The following is a 23,747-nucleotide window of genomic DNA, read 5'->3' on the forward strand; positions in this document are numbered from 1 at the left end:
GCGTCAGAGGTAGTCCAGCCAGCCCCGCGTGTCGGCGGTGCTGCCGTCGAACAGGCCGAAGAACATCTGCTGCAGCCGCCGTGTCACCGGCCCGGGCACGCCCTCGCCGACCGGCTTGCCGTCGACCGATCGCAGCGGGGTGATCTCCGCCGCGGTGCCGCACATCAGCAGCTCGTCGCACAGGTACAGGTACTCGCGAGGGATGTCGCGCTCGACCACCTCGATGCCCGCATCGCGGGCCAGCCTGATGATCGAGTCGCGGGTGATGCCGGTGAGGATCGACGCGCTCGCCGGCGTGGTGTGCAGCACCCCGTCGAACACCAGGAACAGGTTCTCGCCGGCCCCTTCGCTCAGCAGGCCGGTGGAGGCCAGCGCGATGCCTTCGCCGTAACCGTGCCGGCGCGCCTCGCGCGTGACCAGCTGGCCGGACAGGTAGTTGCCGCCGGCCTTCGCCCCGGCCGGCACGGTATTGGGGGCGAACCGCTGCCAGCTCGACACGCAGGCGTCGATGCCCTGTTCCAGCGCCTCGGCGCCGAGGTAGCGACCGAAGTCCAGCGCCGCCACGGCGACGTCGATCGGCGTGTCGGCGGCGATGCCCACGCCGCCGACGCCGCGGAACGCCACCGGCCGCAGGTAGGCCGCGCGCAGCCCGTTGGCCCGGACGATGTCCCGGCACGCGGCGTCGATCTCGTCCAGCGTGTAGGGAATGGCGATGTCGTAGATCTTCGCGGAGTTGAACAGCCGCCGCGTGTGGTCGGTCAACCGGAAGATCGCCGTGCCACGCGGCGTGTCGTAGGCGCGGATGCCCTCGAACACCGAGGAACCGTAGTGGATCGCGTGGGCCATCACGTGGGTGGTCGCCTCCGCCCACGGCTTGATCGTACCGTTGTGCCAGATCTTCTCCGGGAACCGCATCGGCCTGCTCCACGGCGGGGAACGGACATTCTGCCGCACGCGGCCGCGGACGGCGTGCCGCTACAGGGTGATCCAGAAACACCCGTAGCCGCGCCGCAGGCCGAACACGGTACGCGCCGGGGTGGCGCTGCCGGCCAGGGTCTGCTCGATGCGCAGGGCGACCGGGCGCGGCCGGGAAGGGGACAGGACGGCGGGGGCGGCATCGGGTGGCAATGGCATGGCTGTCGCCGGCGGCTGCGCTTCACCCGGCTGCCCGGTGGACCAGCTGGGCATCCATGCCGAGGGCCCGCCCGCCTGCTCCGGCCGGGCGCGCGGATCGTCGTGCGTGGCCGCCGTCGTTGCGGGCGGGGGTGCGGGCAGGGGCGGCAGCGGCAATACCGGTGACTCCGCGTAGACCGGCGCGATGTCGACCAGCGGACGCTCGACCACCGCTTCGAGGCGGTCGAGCAGGCGCGAGGCCGACGCATCGGACACGCCACGCCAGTCGTAGATCCCGGCGAGGCGGTTCACGTCGCGGCCCTGGATCGCCGCGCCGATCTCGCCGACCAGCTGGCTGAGCACCCGCGGGCACCCGCCACGGAACAGGCGCGGCGCCTCGGCGGCCGACGGGCCCGGCAGCCGCTCGACGGCGCCGACGTCGTCGCAGCGCCGGTCGGTGTAGACCGCCCGGCCGTCCGGGCCCATGCAGCGCTGCACCTGCGAGGCGGCGGGCGCCGGCAGTGCCGCGGCCACGCAGAGCATCAGGCAGGGCAGGAGCCGCGGGGTCACGTGCATGCGCCGCAGCCTAGCCGGAGCGGCGTGAGGGAAGAAGTACCGCGGTCACAACCGCTGCAGCACCGCCTCGGTGGGCTTGGCGAGGTTGAGCGTGTAGAAGTGCAGCCCCGGGGCGCCGCCCTCGACCAGCCGGCGGCAGAGAGAGGCCACCACGTCCGCGCCGAACTCGCGGATCGCCGCGGCGTCGTCGCCGTAGGCCTGCATGCGCTTGCCGATCCAGCGCGGGATCTCCGCGCCGCAGGCCTCGGAGAAGCGGCGCAGCTGGGCGAAATTCGAGATCGGCATGATCCCGGGGACGACCGGTATTTCCACGCCGAGCCGACGCGCGTCGTCGACGAAGCGGAAATAGGCGTCGGCGTTGTAGAAGTACTGGGTGATCGCCGCATCGGCCCCCGCGTCGACCTTGGCCTTGAAGTGGCGCAGGTCGGCCAGGGCGTCCTCGGCCTGGGGGTGGGTCTCCGGGTAGGCAGCCACCTCGATGCGGAACCGGTCGCCGTGCTCGGCGCGGATCAGCTCGACCAGCTCCGCGGCGTAGCGCAGGTCGCCAGGGTGGCCCATGCCCGAAGGCAGGTCGCCGCGCAGCGCGACGATGCGGCGGCAGCCGATCGCACGGTAGAGCTTGAGCAGTTCGCGAATCTCCTCGCGGTTGCCGCCGACGCAGGACAGGTGCGGGGCGGCCTCGAAGCCGTGGTGCTGGTTGAGGTGGCGCACGGTCTCGGAGGTGTAGCTCAGGGTCGATCCGCCGGCCCCGAACGTGCAGGAGACGTAGTCGGGCGCATGGCTGGCAAGCTTCACCGCGGCCCGGTCGAGCTGGGTGCGCTGTTCCTCGGTCTTAGGCGGATAGAACTCGAAACTGATCGGGGTCATCGCGGCGGGCTCGGCGGGGCGCCGACATAATATCTCTTTATCGCGATGAATGAGAACAGGGCGGCCGGCGCCGTGCCCGCCGGTTGCGGGGCACCGGGGGCTTCTGCAGTATGCGGCGACAGCATTCCGGTACCGGCTTCATGAACCAGCACAACGAGCAGCTGCGCGCGCACTACGAGGCCGCGCCGTATGCCTCGCATGCGTATTTCCATGCGTCTCCCGAGCACATCGCGGCCACCGCCATGCTGCTCGGTGCCGAGCCGCCGCCGCCGGAGACCGCCAGGGTGCTCGAGATCGGCTGCTCGTCGGGCGGCAACATCATCCCGTTCGCGTTGCGCAACCCGCGGGCCCAGGCAGTGGGATTCGATCTGTCCGGTTCGCACATCCGCCGCGGCCAGCAGGCCGTCGCCGCGCTCGGCCTGCGCAACATGTCCTTGCGCGAGGACGATCTGGCGTCCGTCACGCGCGAGGAATACGGCGAGTTCGACTACATCGTCTGCCACGGCGTGCTGAGCTGGATCCCGGACGCCGCGCGCGCCGAAGCGTGGCGCGTCTGCCGGAGCCTGCTGGCCCCGAACGGCATCGCATACATCAGCTACAACACCTATCCGGGCTGGAAGGCCAAGGAGATCATGCGCGATGCCATGCTGCTGCATGCGCGCGACCAGGCCGACGCGGCCGGCAAGCTGACGTATGCCCGGAGCATGGTGGGCTACCTGCGCCACGTCGCGCCGGCCGACAGCCTGCTGCGCAAGGTGGTGGAGGACAACATCTACATCCTCAGCCGGACCGGCGCCGACTACCTCGCCCACGACTACCTGGAGCCGTTCAACCGGCCCTTCTACCTGCGCGACTTCGTGGACGAGGCGGGTGCGGCGTCGATGCGCTACCTCGGCGAAGCCGACCTGGGCCGGATGTTCCCGGAGGGCTACGCCGCGGACGTGGTCGCGCCCCTGCAGGACCTGGCCTCCGACCCGGTGATGCTGGGCCAGTACCTGGACTTCGCCGTCAACCGGTCCTTCCGGCAGAGCCTGCTGTTCCGTGACGGCGGGGTGGCCGCGCCCGGCTACCGCCGCGGGGATGGCAGCCGCCTGTCCCGCCTGCACCTGTCGGCGCAGCTGCCATGCCGCGACGGTGCCGTCCGCCTGGACGGATCGACCCAGGCGTTCGGCGTGGAAGGCGGCGTCAGCCTGCAGCTGCGGCATCCGCTCGCCAAGCTCGCCGCGCAGGAGATCGACCGCGCCTGGCCAGGCACCATCGCCCACTCCGCCCTCGTCCAGGCGGTCGCCGCCCACGGCGCGGCTGGCGGCGACGAACGCCTCGCCGCGACCGTCGTCAACGAGATCGTCGAGTTCCTGGTGATCCGCGGTTTGGCCCGTTACCGGCTGGAGCCGGTGGCACTCCGGCCGACGTGGGGCGAGGCGCCCATGGTCGACGCCTGCGTGCGGGCCAGCCTCGCGGCCGGCGCGGAAGAGCAGGTGGTGACCAGCCGATGGCACGAGGGCGTCGACATCGACGCCCTCGACCGCGCGCTGTATCCCCATCTCGATGGCAGGACCGGCATCGACGCGCTGCAGCGGACCTGGCAGCGGTTGCAGGACGAGACCGGCGCACCCGGCGACGGGTCGACGCTGGAGGCCCGGCTGGACGCGGCTGCCCGTCGCGGCCTGCTCGCCGGCTGACGGTCAGGCTCCGCCCGCGGTCCCCTACCCATGTCGATCGTCCTCACTCCCTTCGCGCGCACGCGCCTGTTTCCGCGCCAGGCGCGCGGCAACGCGATCCAGGACTGCACCGCCGCGCAGTTCGAGCGCCACCTCAACGACCACGCGCCGCTGGCCGTCCTCGAGGGCTACGCCCCGTTCTGCAGACTTCACGTCCATCGCAACTGGACCCGTACCCGCTGCCTCACCATCCCGGTCACCGATGCCAACCGGCACCAGCTGCGCACCGCCTACGAAGCGCGCTCGCGCGGGGAGCTGCCGGTGCTGGTGCGCTGGTTCGAGGGCGTGCAGCCGCCGGTCGCCGAGTACCTGGTGGTGATCCTGTACAGCCGCGAGCAGCTGGCGAAGGAAGGCGCGCCGGTCGACGCGGACTGGGGCGTGGTCGGCTGCCTGTACACGATGCGGCCTGAGGAGATCCCGATGGCGCCGGTGACGATGATGCGCAACGCCCTGGGGGTGGAGGAGGGCGGTTCGGGCGTGCCGCTGGACCGCGAGGCCTACCGGCGCAGCGTCGAGTTCTGGGACGCCAACGCGAACTGGCGACCCTGACCCCGCGGCTGGAACGGGTGCGGTCGCCTGGCAGGCCCCGCGCCTGCTCCCTGCCGGGCTCAGGATCCGGCGCCGGCGGCCGATCTACCCTTGGCCTGCCCGTCGGACGCGCCGCGTCGCCGCGGGAACGGGCGTTCCCGTCCAAGCTGCCCGGTGCCGATGAACATCTTCCTGATCCTGCTCATGACCGTGCTGGCGGGCTGGGCGATCCTGGCCACGGTGCTGGCGGTCGCCTGGGCGGGCCGGTTGCGGCGCACGCGCCAGGACCACGAAGACGCGCAGGCGCTCAATGCGCGCTACCGCGCCGCCGTGCGCCGGCTGGAGGAGCATGCCGCCGCGAGCCTGGCCCGGTTCGACGCGCTGCATCGCGAGTACCTGGAGCTCAAGCGCTCCAGCGAAGCCGGCGGGCGCGAACCGGCCGAGCCGCCGCTGCCGCTGGTGGTGATCGACAGCCTCGACCTGTCCGGGGAGATCGGCAGCCTGTTCGAGCATGTCGCGCGCGTGGCGGTCGCGGTGCGCACCCACAGCGCGTACACGCGCGGACACCACGGCCTGGAGTCGCCCCACGCGCGCTACGACCTGCTCTGGCTGGCCGACTGCCTGCATACCTTCGACCGGGTCGGCAAGGCGCTCGCCGGCGGCAGCCAGCGCGCGCTGGCAGCCGCATGCGAGGAACTGCTGTCGATGTACGACGCCTATCTCAAGGACGGCTCGGGTTACGACAGCCGCGCCAGCTTCCAGCGCCTGGCCACCCAGGTCCCGCTCGGCGGGGTAAGCGATGCGATGCGCGCGATCGTGATGAAGACCGCGCCGGCGCCCGATGGCGCCGGTTCCCGTCCCGTGCCTGCCGTGGCCGCAGGCGCGACGGCCTGACCCGACACCGGCACGGCCGGCCACCTGAACGGAAACGGGCGCCTTGCGGCGCCCGTTCCGTGTCCAGCGAAGCCGCGCGCCGCCGCTCAGTAGCGGTAGTGCTCCGGCTTGTACGGGCCGTCCACGGCCACGCCGAGGTAATCGGCCTGGGACTGGGTCAGCCGGGTCAGCTTCACCCCGATCTTCTCCAGGTGCAGGCGCGCCACCTCTTCGTCCAGCTTCTTCGGCAGGCGGTACACGGTCTTCTCGTAGGTGTCCTTGTTCGCCCACAGGTCGATCTGGGCCAGGGTCTGGTTTGAGAAGCTGTTGGACATCACGAACGACGGGTGGCCGGTCGCGCAGCCCAGGTTGACCAGGCGGCCCTCGGCCAGCAGGAAGATGCTGTTGCCGTTGCCGAAGGTGAACTTGTCCACCTGCGGCTTGATGTTGGTCTTCACCGCGCCGGACGCGTACAGCGCATCGACCTGGATCTCGTTGTCGAAGTGGCCGATGTTGCAGACGATGGCCTGGTCCTTCATCGCCTGCATGTGCGCCAGGGTGATGATGTCCTTGTTGCCGGTGGTGGTGACGTAGATGTCGGCCGTGCCCAGGCTGTCCTCGACGGTGGCGACTTCGAAGCCCTCCATCGCCGCCTGCAGCGCGCAGATCGGATCGATCTCGGTGACGATCACGCGGGCGCCGTAGGCGCGCAGCGAGTGCGCCGAGCCCTTGCCGACGTCGCCGTAGCCGCAGACCACCGCGACCTTGCCGGCCAGCATCACGTCCATCGCGCGCTTGAGGCCGTCGGCCAGCGACTCGCGGCAGCCGTAAAGGTTGTCGAACTTGGACTTGGTGACCGAGTCGTTGACGTTGATCGCCGGCACCAGCAGGGTGCCGGCTTCGGCCAGCTGGTACAGGCGGTGCACGCCGGTGGTGGTCTCTTCCGAGACGCCCTTCCAGTCCTTGACCACGCGCGCCCAGTAGCCGGGGCGCTCCTTCGCCACGCGCTTGAGCAGGTCCTTGATCACCTGCTCCTCGTGGTTGCCGGACGGCGTGTTGACCCAGTCGCTGCCGTTCTCCAGCTCGTAGCCCTTGTGGATCAGCAGGGTCACGTCGCCGCCGTCGTCGACCACCAGCTCCGGACCGGTCAGGGTGCCGTCGGCCAGGGTGAAGGTCAGCGCGTCCAGGGTGCAGTCCCAGTACTCCTCCAGGGTCTCGCCCTTCCACGCGAACACCGGCGTGCCCGACGCGGCGATCGCCGCGGCGGCGTGGTCCTGGGTCGAGAAGATGTTGCACGAGGCCCAGCGCACGTCGGCGCCGATGTCCTTCAGCGTCTCGATCAGCACCGCGGTCTGGATGGTCATGTGCAGCGAGCCGGTCACGCGCACGCCCTTGAGCGGCTGCGCGGCGGCGTGCTTGCGGCGGATGGACATCAGGCCGGGCATCTCGTGCTCGGCGATGTCGATCTCCTTGCGGCCCCAGTCGGCCAGGGAGATGTCGGCGACCTTGTAGTCGCCCTCGGTCGAAAAGGTCTTGGGCAGTGCGTTCATGTGTGCTCCGGGTCTATGGCGAGACGGGGTCTCGCTGTCGCCGGGCGCCGTTGTCACGTGGATGCCGTGCCGAGCCTGGCCGTGGATCGGAAGGCCGCACGGCAGGTGCGGGCTTCTGCGGAAAGTCCGCGTGTCCATGGTCGCAGCGCCCCTCGGCGGGCGGCGCGCATTATATCGGTCCATCGGGATCGATGGATGAATCGGGACGCGTGACCGTCCGCCAGGGACTTTCGCCACGGGTCGCAGGCCGGGAGCCGTGCTATCCAGTCCGATCGCTCCAAGGGGAACCTGCCGATGACCGTACCGAAGACCTTCGCCCCCGCCCGTCGCACGCAGCGCCCGGGCCGACTGCCTTTCCTGGCCCTGCGCGCCGGCCTGCCGCTGCTGGCCGTGTCGACTGCGGTCTGGGCTTGGATGCCGGCCGCCTCCGCCCAGGCCGCGGGGACCGCCGCCCCGGCTGCCGGCAGCTCGACCTACCGCGAGCCGGTCGCCGAACTGCGCGCGATCGTCGATGCGCCCCGTGCGCCGCAGCTGACCCTGTCGCCGCGCCGCGACCTGGCCGCGCTGGTGCAGATGCCCGACCTGCCCGGGATCGATGTCGTCGCCCAGCCGGAGCTGAAGCTGGCTGGCCTGCGCTTCCATCCGCGCGTGCATGCCACCAGCCAGTTCGCGTTCGGCAGCGACCTGTGGCTGCTGGACGTGGCCAGCGGCAGCGAGCGGCGCATCGCCGGCCTGCCGCAGCCGCTGGGCCTGGCCGGCATGGCCTGGTCGCCGGACCAGCGGTACATCGCCTTCAACCGGATCGACCGCGCCGCTGGCGCCAACGAGCTGTGGCTGGTCGACGTGGCCAACCGCAGCGCGCGCCGCCTGGTCGGCGGACTGAACACCGTCGCAGGTCCCGGCTACAGCTGGATGCCCGACAGCCAGGGGTTGCTGGTGCGGTTGCAGGCGGCCAATCCCGGTCCGCTGCCGCCGGCCGACGCGGTGCCGACCGGCCCGAGCGTGCAGCGGACCGACGCCGGTGCCGGCGTGCGCTCGGTGCGCACCTACCAGGACCTGCTGCGCAACGAGAACGACGCGCTGGTCCTGGAGCACTACCTGGTGTCGCAGCCGGCGCGCGTGGACCTGCGGGGCAAGGTGCGCAACACCGGCGCGCCGGGCCTGTACACCTCGACCTCGCTCTCCCCCGATGGCCGCCACGTCCTGGCGCAACGGGTCGAGCGCCCGTTCTCCTACCTGGCGCCGCTGCAGCGCTTCCCGCGCGTGATCGAGGTGCTCGACGCCGGCACCGGCAGACCACAGCACACGGTCGCCCGCCTGCCGCTGGTGGAAGGCCTGCCGACCGGCAACGATGCGGTCCCCACCGGCGTGCGCTCGGTGGCGTGGCGCAGCGACGCGCCCGCCACCCTGGTCTGGGCCGAGGCGCAGGACGGCGGCGATCCGGCACGCGAGGCCGAGGTGCGCGACGCGGTCTTCATGCAGGCCGCGCCGTTCGCCACCGCCCCGCTGCGGCTGGCCGGGCTCGGCTCCCGCTATGCCGGCATCACCTGGGGCCGCGGCGACCTGGCGCTGCTCGACGAAGCATGGTGGAAGACGCGTCGCACCAGGACCTGGCGCATCCAGCCGGACCATCCCGCGCGCGCGCCCCAGCTGCTGGTCGACCGGTCCTACGAGGATCGCTACGCCGACCCGGGGTCGCCGGCGACCGTGGCCGACGCTACCGGCCGCCAGCGCCTGCTCACCAGCGCCGACGGCGGCAGCCTGTTCCTGGTCGGCGACGGTGCCTCGCCCGAGGGCGACCGTCCCTTCGTCGACCGCTACGACCTGGCCAGCGGCAGGGCGGAACGCCTGTTCCACTCGCAGGCCCCGTACTACGAGGCGCCGCAGGCCCTGCTGGACGACACCGGAACGCGCCTGCTGCTCACCCGTGAATCCCCGACCGAACCGACCAACTACTACGTGCGCGATGCCGGCGCGGCGGAGCCGCTGCGCGCGCTGACCCGCTTCCCGCATCCGACCCCGCAGCTGCGCGAGGTGAGCAAGGAGCAGATCCGCTACAAGCGCGCCGATGGCGTGGAGCTGACCGGCACGCTGTACCTGCCTGCCGGCTACGACGCCCGGCGCGATGGCCCGTTGCCGGTGCTGATGTGGGCCTACCCGCAGGAGTTCAAGTCCGCGCAGGCGGCCAGCCAGGTCACCGATTCGCCGTACCGCTTCAACCGGATCAGCTACTGGGGCCCGCTGCCGTTCCTGGCCCGCGGGTTCGCCGTGCTCGATGATCCGTCGATGCCGATCGTGGGCGAGGGCGATGCCGAACCGAACGACACCTACGTCGCCCAGCTAGCGGCCAGCGCGCAGGCGGCGGTGGACGAGCTCGTCCGCCGGGGCGTGGGCGACCGCGGGCGGATGGCGGTGGGCGGCCATTCCTATGGCGCGTTCATGACCGCCAACCTGCTCGCGCACACGCGCCTGTTCAAGGCCGGCATCGCCCGCAGCGGCGCCTACAACCGCACGCTCACGCCGTTCGGCTTCCAGTCCGAGGAGCGCAATTTCTGGCAGGCACCCGAGACCTACCAGGCGATGTCCCCGTTCAACCACGCGGACGGGATCAAGGATGCGCTGCTGCTGATCCACGGCGAGCAGGACAACAACTCCGGCACGTTCCCGATCCAGAGCGAGCGGATGTTCGCCGCGGTCAAGGGCCTGGGCGGCAACGCGCGGCTGGTGATGCTGCCGAACGAGTCGCACGGCTACCGCGCACGCGAGTCGATCCTGCACATGCTCGCCGAAACCGACGACTGGCTGCAGCAGCACGTGGGCCAGGCGCCGGCGGACGCGCAGGCCGCCCGTTGACGCCGCAGGTGCGGTCCGCCGCCATGGCGGGCCGCAGCCCGCGTCCGCCAGGGCCGCGGATCCGGTACTGCTGAAACTTTTGCGGCGGCGCACAAAACGCGGCTAAGCTCGGGTGTTGCCTTCCCAGAACGCCGCGCGTCGATGAATGCTCCCCGCCAGCTCGATTTCGCCCCGCCCGACCTGCCGCTGCGCGACGACGTGCGCCGCCTGGGCGCCCTGGTCGGCGACATGCTCGCCGAGCAGGTGTCGCCCGCCTTCCTCGACGAAGTGGAACGGGTGCGCACCACCGCGATCGCGCGCCGGCAGAACGGCGGCGCGATGGAGTCGCTGTCGGCGCTGCTGGACGGCCTGCCGCCGGCCCACGCCGAATCGCTGGTGCGCGCCTTCAGCACCTACTTCCAGGTGGTCAACATCGCCGAGCGCGTGCACCGGATCCGGCGCCGCCGCGACTACCAGCGCGCCGATACCGGCCGCCCGCAGCCGGACAGCCTGCACGACGCGCTGCTCCGCCTGAAGGACAAGCAGGTCTCGCCCGAGGAACTGCGCGACTGGCTCGAGCGGATCGACATCGAGCCGGTGTTCACCGCCCACCCCACCGAAGCGGTGCGGCGTGCGCTGCTGGAGAAGGAACAGATCATGGTGGCGGCGCTGGTCGACGACCTCGACGGCGGACGCACCCCCGGCGAGCGCGCGGCCGACATCGCCCGCTTCCGGATGGCGCTGACCTCGGCCTGGCAGACCGCGGATTCCTCGCCGGTGCGCCCGGGCGTGGAGGACGAACGCGAGCACGTCGGCTTCTACCTGACCGAGGTGCTGTACCGGGTGATGCCGGCGTTCTACGAGACGCTCGAGCACGCCATTGGCGAGGCGTTCGGCATCGCCACCGACCTGCCGAGGCTGCTGCGCTTCGGGACCTGGGTCGGTGGCGACATGGACGGCAACCCGAACGTCGACGCGCACACCATCCGCAGCACGCTCGATGCCCAGCGCCGCGCGATCCTGGGCAAGTACCTGGCCGAGCTGCAGCAGCTGACCCGCGTGCTGACCCAGACCACCGGCGTGGTCGGGGTGGATCCGCAGGTGCTCGAGCGCGTGGAGGCCTATCGGGCCCTGCTGCCGCAGGCCGCCGCGGCCGCGCGGCCGCGCCACGCGGACATGCCGTACCGGCTGCTCATCGACCTGATGCGCGCGCGCCTGCAGGCGACGCTGGACGACCGCCCCGAGGGCTATGCCGCCCCGGGCGATTTCGCGGCCGACATCGACCTGATCCGGCAGAGCCTGGAACACCATCGCGGCGTGCACGCCGGCTGGTTCTCGGTGCGCCGGCTGGTGTGGCGCCTGCGCACGTTCGGCTTCCACCTCGCGCGCCTGGACGTGCGCCAGGAGTCCAGCGTGCATGCCCGGGCGGTGGCGGCCGCGCTCGGCGACGGCCAGTGGGAGGCGCGTGATCCGGTCGAGCAGGCCGGCGTGCTCGGGGCCTACGCCAGCGGCGCGAAGACCCTCGCGCGGACCGAGGACGCGGGCAACCCGCGCCTGGACGCGGTGTTCGACGCGCTCGGCGATGCCCGCCGGCGGCACGGCACCGACGCGCTGGGCGCCTATATCATTTCCATGGCGCGCAGCCGCGCCGACGTGCTGACGGTGCTCGCGCTCGCGCGACGGGGCGGGCTGGTGGATGCCGACGGGTCCAACCCGAACGGCCACGTGCCGCTGGACATCGCCCCGCTGTTCGAGACCGTGGACGACCTCCGCCACGGCCCGGACACGCTGCGCGACCTGCTCGCCGACCCGGTCTACCGTGCCCACCTGGCCGCGCGCGGCAACGTGCAGATGGTGATGCTGGGCTATTCGGACAGCGGCAAGGACGGGGGCATCGCCGCTTCGCGCTGGGGCCTGCAGCGCGCCCAGGTCGAACTGATGCAGGCGGCCGAGGAACTCGGCATCCGCCTGACCTTCTTCCATGGCCGTGGCGGCTCGCTCAGCCGTGGCGGCAGCAAGACCACGCGCGCGGTGGAGGCGTCGCCGCGCGGCAGCGTCGATGGCCGGCTGCGCGTCACCGAACAGGGCGAGGCGATCCACCGCAAGTTCGGCATCCGCGCGCTCGCGCTGCGTTCGCTCGAACAGGCCACCGGCGCGGTGCTCGCCTCCAGCATCCGGCCGCGCGATCCGGAGCCGCGCGAAGCGGCGTGGCGCGAGGTGATGGCCACCGTCGCCGAGGCCAGCAGCCGCGCCTACCGCGCCTTCGTCGGAGCCCCCGGCTTCATGGACTACTTCCGCGGCGCCACGCCGATCGACGTGATCGAGCGGATGACGCTGGGGTCGCGGCCGTCGCGGCGGCTCGGCCAGGACGCGGCGCTGGGCAACCTGCGCGCCATCCCCTGGGTGTTCGCCTGGAGCCAGGCGCGCGCGGTGATCCCCGGCTGGTATGGCGTCGGCAGCGGCCTGCAGGCGGCGGTCGAGCGGCACGGCGAGGAGGTGCTGCGCGAGATGGGCCGGGACTGGCCGTTCTTCAAGACGTTCCTCGACGACATCTCGATGGTGCTGGCCAAGGGCGACATGGGCATCGCCGGGATGTTCTCGCACCTGGCCGGCGAGGAACTGCATGGCGCGTTCTTCCCGCGCATCGAAGGCGAGCACGCGCTCACCCGCCAGTGGGTGCTGCGGCTCAACGGCAACGAGTTCCTGCTGCAGCACGACCAGCGCCTGGCCCTGTCGATCCGCCTGCGCAACCCGTACGTGGACCCGATCAGCGTGATCCAGGCCGACCTGCTCAAGCGCTGGCGCGCCAGCGGGCGCGAGGACGAGGCGCTGCTGCGCGCGCTGGTGGCCAGCGTCAACGGCGTCTCGCAGGGCGTGCAGAACACCGGCTGATCCACAGGGTCCCGCCGAGCGGGCCCACCGGCCGGCAAAGGAAAAGGGCCGCTTTCGCGGCCCTTTCCACTCTTTCGCACCGTTGCCGGCGCTTACTTCAGCTTCGCGTCCGCGCGCAGTGCCTCGGCGCGGTCGGTCTTCTCCCACGAGAAGGCGGTGGCGGCCTGCTTCTTGCCGGCGCCGTCGGTGTAGGTCACCTGCTGCGGCTTGCGGCCGAAGTGGCCGTAGGCGGCGGTCAGCTGGTAGACCGGGTGGATGAGGTCGAGCATCTTGACGATGCCGTAGGGCCGCAGGTCGAAGTGCTTGCGGATCAGCTTCTCGATCTGCGCGTCCGGGATCCGGCCGGTGCCGAAGGTGGTGACCGAGATCGAGGTCGGCTCGGCCACGCCGATGGCGTAGGAGACCTGCACCTCGCACTTGTCGGCCAGGCCGGCGGCGACGATGTTCTTGGCCACGTAGCGGGCCGCGTAGGCGGCCGATCGGTCGACCTTGGACGGATCCTTGCCCGAGAACGCGCCGCCACCGTGGCGGGCCATGCCGCCGTAGCTGTCGACGATGATCTTGCGGCCGGTCAGGCCGCAGTCGCCCACCGGGCCGCCGATCACGAAGATGCCGGTCGGGTTGATGTGGACCTTCTTCTTCGGCAGCGTTTCCAGCCACTTCTTCGGCAGCACCGGCTTGAGGATGTGCTCGTACACGCCCTCGACCAGGTCCTTCTGCTTCACGCCCGGGTCGTGCTGGGTCGAGAGCACGACCGCGTCCAGGCCCACCACCTTGTGCGCGTCGTCGTAGCGCAGGGTGACCTGCGACTTGGCGTCCGGGCGCAGCCACGGCAGCGGCGAGTTCTTCTTCTTGCGGACCTTGGCCTGCTGCTCGACCAGGCGGTGCGAATAGTAGATCGGGGCCGGCATGAACTCCGGCGCCTCGTTGCAGGCGTAGCCGAACATCAGGCCCTGGTCGCCCGCGCCCTGTTCCTCCGGCTTCTTGCGGTCCACGCCGGCGGCGATGTCCGGGGACTGCTTGCCGAGCATATTGATGATCGCGCAGGTGTGGCCGTCGAAGCCGACGTCCGAATTGTTGTAGCCGATCTCGTTGATCACCGAGCGGGCCAGGCCCTCGATGTCCACCCAGGCGCTGGTGGTGACCTCGCCGGCGACGATCGCCGCGCCGGTCTTGACCAGGGTCTCGCAGGCGACGCGGGCGCGCTTGTCCTGGGCCAGGATGGCGTCGAGGACGGCGTCGGAGATCTGGTCGGCGATCTTGTCCGGATGGCCTTCGGAGACCGACTCGGAGGTGAAGAGATAGCTGGACATTCGGCTATATCCCTGTATGCGGATGAAAAGATGGCCGCGCATGATACACGGCCGCGCGGCGGGGTGCATGGTGGCAGGGGCCGGGTTGGCCCGTCGTTAAGACGGTGAGCGCCCCGTCATGCGGCGGCAGCCGCGCTGCAACACGGCTGTCGCCGGGGACGTGCACGCTGCGCCCACCACGCGGAGCCGCCCCCCCATGCCGCTTGACCGTACGTCCTTCGAGAGTCCGCCGCCACCGGCGCATGCCCATGGCCGGTGCCTGCGTGCGGTGGATCGGGAGCGGATCCGGCTGCGCCGGACGCCCGGGGCGCGACGATTGGCGCTGCCGGTGCCCGCGGCCGCGGCCTTCCACGAGCCCGCGGCGGGGACGGACCGGTGAACCCGGCCGTCGCGACGCTTCCCCCGAGGCATCGCGCGGTCTTCATCTCCGACGTCCACCTCGGCTCGCGCCACTGCCACGCGGCCGAGCTGGCCGCATTCCTCGGCGGACTGCGCTGCGGCCAGCTCTACCTCGTCGGCGACATCGTCGATTTCTGGTGGATGGCCCAGCGCCGCGCGGCCTGGGGCCCCGCCCAGCACCGGGTCGTGGACGCCCTGCACGCGCTGGCGCGCGCAGGCACCGAACTGGTCTACGTGCCCGGCAACCACGACCGTCCGGTCCGGCGCTACTGCGGGCTGGTGCTGCCGGCGATGCAGGTGCGCCGGCGGGCCATCCACACCACGGCCGACGGGCGCCGGCTGCTGGTCGTGCACGGCGACGACTACGACGCGGTGACCCACTTCGGCGGCCTGCAGGAGCGCTTCGGCGACTGGCTGTACTACCGCATCCTCACCGGCAACCGGCTGACCAACGCCGCGCGCCGGCACCTGGGCCTGCGCTACTGGTCCCTGGCCGACTGGATCACGCGCCGCAGCGGTGCCGCCGAGCGCTACATCGACCGCTTCGTCCAGGCCGGGCTCGACGATGCCCGGCGCCGCGGGCTCGACGGCATCGTCTGCGGCCACATCCACCGGGCCGGCCTGTTCGAACGCGACGGGCTGGTGTACGCCAACGACGGCGACTGGGTCGAAAGCCTCACCGCGCTCGTCGAGGATGCCGACGGCGGATTGAGACTGCTGGGACACGCCGGCGAGGCGAAGGCGATGCTGCCTGCGCGCATGCGTCCGCCATCGCCGGCGGTCCCGCACGTGGCCTGAACCGGGCGCCCACGCGCTCCGGCGGGGCAGGGGGACGCACCGGGCCGGCTGCTAGCATTCGTCGCATGGATTCCCTGACCCAGATTCTGCTCGGCGCCGCCGTCGCCGCCGCCATCGCGCCCGCCCGCCACCGCCGCGCCGCCCTGCTCGCGGGTGCGGCCCTGGGCACGCTGCCGGACCTGGATTCGCTGCCGATCATGCTGGCCAGCGACGATCCGGTGACCCTGATGACCGTGCATCGCAGTTTCAGCCATTCCCTGTTCGTGCTCCCGCTGGTCGGGTGGCTGGTCTGGTGGCTGTTCCTGCGCTTCGGCCGCGGCCGCGTGGCCGAAGCGCCGCGTCGCTGGTTCTGGGCGATCCAGCTGGCCCTGGTCACCCATCCACTGCTCGACGCCTTCACCGTCTATGGCACGCAGCTGTGGTGGCCGCTGCCGGTGCCGCCGACCATGTGGTCGAGCGTGTTCATCATCGACCCGGGCTACACCCTCTGGCTTCTCGTGGCCTGCGTCGTGGCGTGGTTCGCGCGCGGGCGGATCCTCGCGCAACGCGCGCTGGTCGTCGGGCTGGCGTTGAGCAGCGCCTACCTGGGCTGGTCGCTGGTCGCCAAGGGCATGGTCGACCGCGAGGCGCAGCGCAGCCTGGCGGCGATGGACCTCGGCGACGCGCCGCGCTTCTCGGTGCCGATGCCATTCAACACGCTGCTGTGGCGCGTGGTCGCGATGACGCCCTCGGGGTTCGTCGAGGGCGAGCGTTCGCTGTGGGCGGACCGCGGACGGATGGAATTCCGTGGCTATCCGTCCAACACCCAGGCGCTGGCCGAAGCCGGGCACCTGCCAGCCGTGCAGCGGCTGGCGTGGTTCAACCACGGTTTCATGAAGGCACGCGAGCGGGACGGCACCCTGGAAGTGACCGACCTGCGCATGGGCGCCGAGCCGGACTATTCGTTCGTGTTCCAGGTCGCCCGGCGCGAGGCGGGCGGCTGGCGCGCCATGCCGCCCGAGCAGATCCGTCCACCATGGGAGGCGCGCCGCCGCCTGGGCGCGATGTGGCAGCGGATCTGGCATGCGCCGGCCGCCACCGCCATGCAGGACCAGGCGGCGTCCGTGGCCGACTAGGCCGCGCGGCGTCAGCCGTCCTGGCGTTGCGGCGCCGCGGCGGGTGGCCCGGCTTTCGCCGCGACGGCGGCTTCCTCCGCCAGCCTCGCGCGGCGGATCTCGGCGGCCGCGGCGATGTCGCCATCAAGCAGCCGCTCGAAGCCGTCCTGCCCGAGCGCGGACTTGAGCTGGCGCTCCACGCGGTTGAACACGACGCGGTATTCGGGGTACGGGGTGCGCGCCCCGACGACCATGCGGATGTGGCGTTCGCTGACGCCGGTGTCGCGCGAAAGATCGGCGACCGTGGAATCGGCGGCGAAAGCGGAAGGAGCGGCAGCCAGCGCGGCCGCGACAACGGCGATGCGTGCAAACATGACAGCCTCCTGATGCAGGTACCCGGCTCGCTGTGCCGGGATTGGCGCGCCGGGATTCCGGCCTGGCCAGCGTCACCCCCGGGCGCCGCGACTCACAGTGCCGATATGCAGGGTGCCGCAGGTCACGTTTAGTCGTTGGACGGTTACATGAAGCAACCGTACGCAAGCGCAACTAAGCAGCGTCGTACAACGCCGGCGCCACGCCGGCGTCGAGTGCATCGAAGTATCCGCGCGTCAGCGCGACCTGTTCGCGTGCGGTCTGGGCGCGGTTGACCACGGCCCGGAACGCCGCGTTCTCGGGCCGGTCCCTGGCGTACCAGCCCAGGTGCTTGCGCGCGATGCGCACGCCCTGTTCTTCGCCGTAGAACTCGTGCAGCGCCTGCAGGTGCCCGAGCAGGATGTCGCGCACCTCGGCGATCTCCGGCGGCGGCAGCTCCTCGCCGGTCGCGAGGTAATGGCCGACCTCGCGGAAGATCCACGGCCGGCCCTGAGCGGCGCGCCCGATCATCACCGCGTCGGCGCCGGTGTCGCGCAACACCCGTGCCGCGCGCTGCGGCGAATCGATGTCCCCGTTCGCGATCACCGGCATCGAGACGTCCGCCTTGATCCGGGCGATCGTGTCGTACTCCGCGTGGCCGGTGTAGTGCTGGTCGCGCGTGCGGCCATGCACCGTCAACGCCTGGATGCCGGCCGCTTCGGCGAGGCGGGCGATCGCCGGCGCATTGCGGTTGGCCGCATCCCACCCCGTGCGGATCTTGAGCGTCACCGGCACGTCCACCGCGGCGACGACCGCGTCGAGGATCCGCGCCACCAGCGCCTCGTCGCGCATCAGCGCCGAACCGGCCCAGGCGTTGCAGACCTTCTTGGCCGGGCAGCCCATGTTGATGTCGACGATCTGCGCGCCGTGGTCGACGTTGTAACGCGCCGCCTCGGCCAGCAGCTTCGGTTCGGTGCCCGCGATCTGCACGCTGACCGGGTCCGGCTCGCCGGCGTGGTCCATGCGCCTGAGCGACTTGGGCGTGTTCCAGAAGCGCGGGTCGCTGATCGTCATTTCCGACACCGCCAGCCCGGCGCCCATCCGCTTGCACAGCAGCCGGAACGGCTTGTCGGTGACCCCGGCCATCGGCGCCAGGACCACGCGCGGCTCCACGGGATGGTGGCCGATGCGCACGCTGCCGCTCAGGCGCCGAAGCGCTCCAGCACGGCGGCATGGTCGGGCATCGACGCCGCCGCCCCGGGACGCTCGGTGGACAGGGCCGCGAAACGGTTGGCGTAGCGCACGTGCGCCGCGAACGGCGCGTCCGGCGCCCGCGCCAGGGCCGCGACCAGGGCGCCGTTGAACGCGTCGCCGGCGCCGGTCGTATCGCTTGCGGTCACGCTTTCGGCGCCGATCCGGTAGTACGGCTGCCCGTCTCCGCGCAGCTGGTCCTCGGCGTGCGAGACGAACACGCCCACCGACCCGAGCGTGACCACCACCGTGCCGTGCGGCAGCAGCAGCCGGCACAGGGCGTGGAGCCGGGCGCCATCGAGCGCCGCGACCTGCTCGGCCTCGATGCGTTCGCCGACGTGGCGGGCGAGCAGGGCGGCGAACTCGGTTTCGTTCGGGGTCAGCAGGTCGGCCAGTCGGAGGAGGCCGATGCTGCTTTGGGCATTGGCCGGCGCCGGGTTCAGCACGGTGACCACCCCGGCCTCGCGTGCCAGTGCCAGCGCCGCCTCGATCGTGTCGACCGGCGATTCCAGCTGGGCGAGCAGCACGGTGGCGTCCGCCAGCAGCGCGGGGTCGGCGCCGACGTGCGACACGCCCAGGGTGCCGTTGGCGCCCGCCCCGATGACGATGCTGTTGCGGCCGCGCGCGTCCACGTAGATGCCCGCGGTGCCGGTCGGCTGGTCGCTCGGTTCCGCGCGCAGGTCGATGCCGTCGACGCCGGCCAGCTGGCGCGCCAGCGCACCGCCGGCATCGTCGCCGAGGGCGCAGACGAACGCGGTCTGCCCGCCCGCCCGCGCCGCGGCGACGGCCTGGTTGAATCCCTTGCCGCCGGGACCGGTGCTGTACTGGCCGGCAATGGTGGCCCCGAGCGCCGGCAGTTCGGCACAGCGCCAGACATGGTCCACGTTGAAGGAGCCGACGACGATGACGGAATTCATGCAACCTCTGCGGCGTAACGGTTCAACGGAAAAACGGAAACGGCGGGCCGCACGGGCCCGCCGGGTGGGCCGGGCGCCGGCTCAGCCGAAGTGGGTCAGCACGCCGGCGATGGTGGCCGTCATGAAGGTGGCCACCGAGCCGCCGAGCACGGCGCGCAGGCCGAAGCGGGCCAGGTCCTGGCGGCGTTCGGGCGCCAGTCCGCCGATGCCGCCGATCTGGATCGCGATCGAACTGAAGTTGGCGAAGCCGCACAGGGCGTAGGTCGCGACCAGGGTCGCCTGCGGGCTCAGCGCGACCCCCTCGACCTGGCCATTGATGATGTTCGACAGCTGGCTGTAGGCGATGAACTCGTTGAGCACGATCTTCTGGCCTATCAGCGCGCCCACCGTGGTCGCGTCCGCCCACGGCGTGCCGATCACCCAGGCGATGGGTGCCAGCAGGTAGCCCAGGATGGTCGATAGGCTGGTCGGCTGGCCGATCGCCGCCGCGAGCCCGGTGACCTCGCCGAACCACTTCAATGGCGCGTCGACCAGCGCGATCAGGGCGATGAAGGCCAGCAGCATCGCGCCGATGTTCAGCGCCAGGCGCAGGCCGTCGCCGGCGCCGGCCGCGGCCGCATCGATCACGTTGGCGGTGGTCTTCTCGACCTCCATCTTCACCGTGCCGCGGGTCAGCGGTTCGCCGGTCTCGGGCACCAGGATCTTGGCGATCACCAGCGTCGCCGGCGCGGCCATGATGCTGGCGGCCAGCAGGTGCTTGGCGAAAAAGGCCTGCTGTTCCGGATCGCCGCCGCCGAGCATGCCCACGTAGGCGGCCAGCACGCCGCCGGCGATGTGCGCCATGCCGCCGATCATCATGGTCAGCAGCTCGGACTGGGTCATCTTGCCGATGTACGGCCGCACGGTCAGGGGGGCCTCGGTCTGGCCGATGAACACGCTGGCGCAGACGCTGGTGGTCTCCGCGCCGGACACGCGCATCACCTTGGTGATCGCCCACGCCATCGCCCGCACCACGGCCTGCATCACGCCAAGGTGGTAGAGCACGCCCATCAGCGCCGAAAAGAAGATGATCGTCGGCAGCACCTGGAAGGCGAAGATGAAGCCGTTCTTCTCCAGGTCCATCAGGCTGCCGAAGATGAAGTTGGAGCCTTCGGCGACGAACCCGAGGATGCGGACGAAGCCGTGGCTCAGCCAGTCGAACACCTCGCGGCCGCCCGGTACCAGCAGCACCAGCGCGGCGAAGGCGATCTGCAGGCTCACGCCGGTGGCGACCAGCTTCCAGTCCACGGCACGGCGGTTGTTCGAGAACAGCCAGACGATGCCGATCAGCACGGCCAACCCGAACAGGCCGAAGCCGATCCGACCCAGTGCTTCGAACATGGAATCCCCTGCGGATGTTAAATAATTGCGAAAGCCTAGCAGGTCGGAGGCGAATCCGTCCGTACGCCCCGCGCAGCTGAACGCCTTCAGTGACAGGTTCCCGGCGGCCGGCACGGGCCTGCCCGGATCGACGCGCCCGGCGGCGGCGCCGCAACCACTAGACTGCGCGTTCCATCCGCGGAGTCCCGCCATGCAATACCGACGCCTCGGCGCCACCGGCCTGCAGCTGTCCGCGCTGTCGTTCGGCGCGTGGATGACCTTCGGCCGCCAGGTGGGCCGCGGCCAGGCCCGCGAACTGGTGGCCGCCGCCTGGGACCACGGGATCAACTTCTTCGACAACGCCGAGGCCTACGCCAACGGCGAGGCGGAGCGGGTCATGGGCGACGTCATCGCCGACCTGCGGCTGCCGCGCGACGGCTACTGCGTGTCCAGCAAGGTGTTCTTCGGCGCGGCCGAGGATCCCCGCCCGACCCAGCGCGGCCTGTCGCGCAAGCACGTCGTGGAGGCCTGCCACGCCGCGATGAAGCGGCTGCGGGTCGAACACCTCGACCTCTATTACTGCCATCGTCCGGACCCGGACACGCCGGTCGAGGAAACGGTCGCGGCCATGGACCTGCTCGTGCGCCAGGGCAAGGTGCTGTACTGGGGCACCTCCGAGTGGCCCGAAGGGCTGATCCGCGAGGCGGCGAAGTTCGCCAGGAGCGAGCACATGGCGCTGCCCGTGGTCGAGCAGCCGCAATACAACCTGCTGCACCGGGAGCGGGTCGAACTCGAGTACGCACCGCTCTATTCCGAACTGGGGCTGGGCACGACCACCTGGTCCCCGCTCGCGTCCGGCATGCTGACCGGCAAGTACGCGGCCGGACTGTCGGCTGGCGGCCGGCTGGCGCAGGCCGACGCCGGGTGGCTGCAGCGGCTGGTCGTCGGGCACAGCGAGGAGCGGCGGCTGGAGCGCGCGCAGCGATTCGTCGGGGTCGCGGCGGAGCTCGGCGAACCGCCCGCCCCGCTGGCCATCGCATGGTGCCTGCGGAACCCGCACGTCAGCAGCGTGATCCTCGGCGCGAGCAGCGTCCCGCAGCTGCTCGAGAACCTGACGGCGCTGGACGTCGCCAGGCGCCATGATGAACCGGTGTGGCGGCGGCTGGAGGTTGCCGCGGCACGCTGACGGCGCTTGACAGGTTAATGCGAATAATTATCATTAAACGGGTTCCACGTCCCTTACCGCTGGAGCCCTGCCCATGAACGTGCACCGCCTGACCCTGCCGCATGTCGAACCCGCCCGCGCACCCGTCCCGGCGCCGCACGCCGAAGACCTGGTGATGGCCAGCGACCAGTTGCTACGCGGTCGCCGCGAGATCCTGATCCGGCATGGCGACAAGCTGTACCGCCTGCGCCATACCAGCAACGACAAGCTGATCCTGACCAAGTAGCCCGCCGCGCCGTCGATCGCGCGGCGTCGTCGTCGAGGTGGTCGTCGTGGTCGAGGACACGCCCGGCCAGGTCGTGCGCCAGCCCATCCTGGTCGATCCCGAGCGCGGGCACGCCACCAGCACTGGCGCAAGGACTGGCGCTACAAGGCGCCGCCTCGGTCCGAATTCACCGACGCCGCCCGGCGCGTGCGCCCGCTTTCGGCCGGACTGACCCGCGGCGCCCGGACCCAGTGCGTCTACGAGGTCAGCGATGGGCCGCGCTGCTGCGGCACTGGTCGCTGGACATGCGAGAACGGCACCGCGACCTGGACCGGCGACCTGTCTGGCGGCCGCTGCCGCGTCGCGAGTCCACCCGGCGCAGCAACTGCAACGCGTTGCCGGTGGTCATCCGGCACACGCCCGGCGGCTGGATCCATGAGCAGCTCAGTACCAAGTGCTGCACCACCCGCATGGCACCCAGGCGGAGATCGCCCGCGGGCTCGGCTTCAACGACTACCAGCCGGGCACCGGCGTCGACTTTGCGCCGGCGCACGTCTTCTGGAAGGACACGCAGGAGCGCGCGCGCGCCGGGACCGGTTCCGGTCGCGGCCGCCGAGCCCTGCGCCGGGAGGCCAAGGACGACGGCATGGCGATGATTCTGCGGTTCACCCGGGCGGCCGAGGAAGAGGACGGCAGGAAGGTGGCGGATGCGACGATCGACGAGGTGTTCGCCGAGCGGGTCGAGCCGGCCCGCTGAACCCGGAAGAAAAAATGTCCCCCGCATCCAGCGGGGGAGGGGAAAGGCCGGTTGGATCCGGCGCGTGTGCGGTTCGCGGGACGTCGTGCCCCTCACCCTCAGCGTTGCAGGGCGGCCGTGGCGGGGGCGGGCGGAGGCGAAGGCGGACGCGGCGCCGGCACCGGTGCAGCGGGGGGTACCGGCGGCGCGGGCACGAACTCCAGCCTGGCCGGCATGGCCGCGGGAACGGCGACGTCCACCTCGCGCACCACCCGGTCGCGCAGCACGGTGAAGCGGGCCTGCTGGCCGGGCTGCCTGGCGTTCATCGCCTGCATCGCGTCGCGCGGGCTGGCGACGGGCGTGCCCTCTATCTTCTGGATCACGTCGCCTGCTTCGAGCCCCGGGAGGGCGCCCTGTGCCAGGACCAGCACCCCGCGGTCGGTGCCGAAATAGCGCCCCAGCCGCGGCTCGAGCGCGATCAGCGAGAGGTTGTTCCAGCGCAGCGCCTCGCTCCACAGCGACCGGCGGCAAGCGTCGCCCTCGCATGGCCCGGCGCCCCGGCGGATCACCTCGACCCGCCTTCCGATGTCATCGGGGAGGACCACCTTCGGGTCGATGTCGCGGGTGCTGCGCAGGACGATCTGGCGGATGTCGTCCGGGAGGATGGCCAGGTTGTCGACCACCGACACCGTCGCTGCCACGCGCGGCGTCACGGTGACGGAGAGCGGCGCGCCCCCGCGCGACAGGCCGAGGACGACCTGGCGTTGCGGATCGAGGTCGCGCAGCAGGTGGCGTGCGCTGGCGACCCGGCCGGCGCCGTCCTTGCCCGAGATCGCGGCGCCGTCGACCGAGAGCAGCAGGTCGCCGCTGCGCACCCCCGCCCCGGCGGCCGCCCCCTGCGGGGTGACGCCGACGATCCTCACGCCATGGCCGGCGCTTTCGCCGAGCAGGACGCCGACGACCGGACGCGCGTCCCTGGGCCCCACGCGCACGACTTCGGTGTGGATCCGCGGCGGCATTCCCGGCTGCGGGGTGCCGGCAGGCGCGTCGCGCGGAGGCGGCGTGCCCGGTTCGCCCGCGTTCGCCGCGGAAACCGCGAGGCACAGGGCCAGCGTCAGGAAGGAATATGTGCGGAACATGGCAGGTA

At 71.4% G+C, this 23,747-nt stretch carries 20 protein-coding genes, 1 pseudogene and 1 riboswitch; of the genes and pseudogenes, 11 read left to right on the forward strand and 10 right to left on the reverse strand.

Annotated features, from left to right (window positions below; all coding sequences use genetic code 11):
- Positions 1-3: 3 nt before the first annotated feature.
- The 3 genes from ACA089_RS15405 to metF are packed head-to-tail and all read right to left on the reverse strand — an operon-like array spanning position 4 to position 2,556.
- Positions 4-915 (reverse strand): branched-chain amino acid transaminase, encoded by a 912-nt coding sequence (locus tag ACA089_RS15405; RefSeq protein WP_372018522.1) that lies wholly within the window; start codon positions 913-915, stop codon positions 4-6.
- Positions 916-975: 60 nt separating this feature from the next.
- Positions 976-1,689: a hypothetical protein gene (locus ACA089_RS15410; protein WP_372018525.1), complete on the reverse strand. Its 714-nt coding sequence runs from the start codon at positions 1,687-1,689 to the stop codon at positions 976-978.
- Positions 1,690-1,734: 45 nt separating this feature from the next.
- Positions 1,735-2,556 carry a methylenetetrahydrofolate reductase [NAD(P)H] gene (metF, locus tag ACA089_RS15415; RefSeq protein WP_372018527.1) on the reverse strand — a complete coding sequence of 274 codons (822 nt, stop codon included), beginning with the start codon at positions 2,554-2,556 and terminating at the stop codon, positions 1,735-1,737.
- Positions 2,557-2,696: 140 nt separating this feature from the next.
- On the opposite strand from metF, the gene ACA089_RS15420 reads away from it, so the two are divergent.
- The 3 genes from ACA089_RS15420 to ACA089_RS15430 all read left to right on the forward strand — a co-directional run bounded on the left by ACA089_RS15420 (position 2,697) and on the right by ACA089_RS15430 (position 5,699).
- Positions 2,697-4,238: a methyltransferase regulatory domain-containing protein gene (locus ACA089_RS15420; RefSeq protein WP_372018530.1), complete on the forward strand. Its 1,542-nt coding sequence runs from the start codon at positions 2,697-2,699 to the stop codon at positions 4,236-4,238.
- 30 nt (positions 4,239-4,268) lie between these two features.
- Positions 4,269-4,826 carry a DUF3228 family protein gene (locus tag ACA089_RS15425; RefSeq protein WP_372018533.1) on the forward strand — a complete coding sequence of 186 codons (558 nt, stop codon included), beginning with the start codon at positions 4,269-4,271 and terminating at the stop codon, positions 4,824-4,826.
- A gap of 159 nt (positions 4,827-4,985) precedes the next feature.
- Positions 4,986-5,699: a hypothetical protein gene (locus ACA089_RS15430; RefSeq protein WP_372018536.1), complete on the forward strand. Its 714-nt coding sequence runs from the start codon at positions 4,986-4,988 to the stop codon at positions 5,697-5,699.
- 86 nt (positions 5,700-5,785) lie between these two features.
- On the opposite strand, the gene ahcY is transcribed toward ACA089_RS15430, so the two are convergent.
- Positions 5,786-7,228, reverse strand: a complete 1,443-nt coding sequence (gene ahcY / locus ACA089_RS15435) for an adenosylhomocysteinase (protein WP_372018539.1) — start codon at positions 7,226-7,228, stop codon at positions 5,786-5,788.
- A gap of 35 nt (positions 7,229-7,263) precedes the next feature.
- A riboswitch (S-adenosyl-L-homocysteine riboswitch) is annotated at positions 7,264-7,388 on the reverse strand.
- A 254-nt stretch (positions 7,389-7,642) separates the two neighbouring features.
- Between ahcY and ACA089_RS15440 the strand changes: the two genes are divergently transcribed.
- Together ACA089_RS15440 and ppc are read left to right on the forward strand one after the other, a co-directional pair.
- Complete coding sequence (locus ACA089_RS15440) at positions 7,643-10,081, forward strand: prolyl oligopeptidase family serine peptidase (protein ID WP_372018977.1); 2,439 nt, start codon at positions 7,643-7,645, stop codon at positions 10,079-10,081.
- 141 nt (positions 10,082-10,222) lie between these two features.
- Positions 10,223-12,952, forward strand: a complete 2,730-nt coding sequence (ppc, locus tag ACA089_RS15445) for a phosphoenolpyruvate carboxylase (RefSeq protein ID WP_372018541.1) — start codon at positions 10,223-10,225, stop codon at positions 12,950-12,952.
- 92 nt (positions 12,953-13,044) lie between these two features.
- Here the strand turns inward: ppc and metK are convergent, their stop codons facing one another.
- Positions 13,045-14,265, reverse strand: a complete 1,221-nt coding sequence (gene metK / locus ACA089_RS15450; protein ID WP_372018543.1) for a methionine adenosyltransferase — start codon at positions 14,263-14,265, stop codon at positions 13,045-13,047.
- 375 nt (positions 14,266-14,640) lie between these two features.
- Here metK and ACA089_RS15455 point away from each other — a divergent pair, with 375 nt between their 5' ends.
- Together ACA089_RS15455 and ACA089_RS15460 are read left to right on the forward strand one after the other, a co-directional pair.
- A complete protein-coding gene (locus ACA089_RS15455) occupies positions 14,641-15,462 on the forward strand; it encodes a UDP-2,3-diacylglucosamine diphosphatase (RefSeq protein ID WP_372018546.1) in 822 nt (273 codons plus the stop codon).
- 65 nt (positions 15,463-15,527) lie between these two features.
- A complete protein-coding gene (locus tag ACA089_RS15460) occupies positions 15,528-16,577 on the forward strand; it encodes a metal-dependent hydrolase (protein WP_372018549.1) in 1,050 nt (349 codons plus the stop codon).
- An 11-nt stretch (positions 16,578-16,588) separates the two neighbouring features.
- Here ACA089_RS15460 and ACA089_RS15465 read toward each other — a convergent pair whose 3' ends face one another.
- From ACA089_RS15465 to ACA089_RS15480, 4 genes are all read right to left on the reverse strand, one after another.
- Entirely contained in the window at positions 16,589-16,930 is a 342-nt protein-coding gene (locus tag ACA089_RS15465) for a hypothetical protein (RefSeq protein WP_372018552.1), read from the reverse strand.
- A gap of 172 nt (positions 16,931-17,102) precedes the next feature.
- On the reverse strand, positions 17,103-18,101 hold the full coding sequence (gene dusB / locus ACA089_RS15470; RefSeq protein ID WP_372018555.1) for a tRNA dihydrouridine synthase DusB: 999 nt from the start codon (positions 18,099-18,101) through the stop codon (positions 17,103-17,105).
- A gap of 8 nt (positions 18,102-18,109) precedes the next feature.
- Positions 18,110-19,075 (reverse strand): ribokinase, encoded by a 966-nt coding sequence (locus ACA089_RS15475; protein ID WP_372018558.1) that lies wholly within the window; start codon positions 19,073-19,075, stop codon positions 18,110-18,112.
- 81 nt (positions 19,076-19,156) lie between these two features.
- On the reverse strand, positions 19,157-20,455 hold the full coding sequence (locus ACA089_RS15480) for a NupC/NupG family nucleoside CNT transporter (RefSeq protein ID WP_372018561.1): 1,299 nt from the start codon (positions 20,453-20,455) through the stop codon (positions 19,157-19,159).
- A 190-nt stretch (positions 20,456-20,645) separates the two neighbouring features.
- Here ACA089_RS15480 and ACA089_RS15485 point away from each other — a divergent pair, with 190 nt between their 5' ends.
- The 4 genes and pseudogenes from ACA089_RS15485 to ACA089_RS15500 all read left to right on the forward strand — a co-directional run bounded on the left by ACA089_RS15485 (position 20,646) and on the right by ACA089_RS15500 (position 22,621).
- Positions 20,646-21,620 carry an aldo/keto reductase gene (locus tag ACA089_RS15485; RefSeq protein ID WP_372018565.1) on the forward strand — a complete coding sequence of 325 codons (975 nt, stop codon included), beginning with the start codon at positions 20,646-20,648 and terminating at the stop codon, positions 21,618-21,620.
- A gap of 73 nt (positions 21,621-21,693) precedes the next feature.
- Positions 21,694-21,885 (forward strand): hemin uptake protein HemP, encoded by a 192-nt coding sequence (gene hemP, locus ACA089_RS15490; RefSeq protein ID WP_372018567.1) that lies wholly within the window; start codon positions 21,694-21,696, stop codon positions 21,883-21,885.
- 15 nt (positions 21,886-21,900) lie between these two features.
- Positions 21,901-22,191, forward strand: a pseudogene (locus tag ACA089_RS15495) (DUF6607 family protein); the annotation flags it as partial.
- Positions 22,192-22,318: 127 nt separating this feature from the next.
- Positions 22,319-22,621: a hypothetical protein gene (locus tag ACA089_RS15500; protein WP_372018570.1), complete on the forward strand. Its 303-nt coding sequence runs from the start codon at positions 22,319-22,321 to the stop codon at positions 22,619-22,621.
- A gap of 98 nt (positions 22,622-22,719) precedes the next feature.
- Here ACA089_RS15500 and ACA089_RS15505 read toward each other — a convergent pair whose 3' ends face one another.
- Complete coding sequence (locus ACA089_RS15505) at positions 22,720-23,739, reverse strand: PDZ domain-containing protein (RefSeq protein WP_372018573.1); 1,020 nt, start codon at positions 23,737-23,739, stop codon at positions 22,720-22,722.
- Between the last annotated feature and the right edge of the window lie 8 nt (positions 23,740-23,747).

It is taken from the genome of Pseudoxanthomonas fibrivorans, assembly GCF_041464125.1.
Lineage (GTDB): Bacteria > Pseudomonadota > Gammaproteobacteria > Xanthomonadales > Xanthomonadaceae > Pseudoxanthomonas.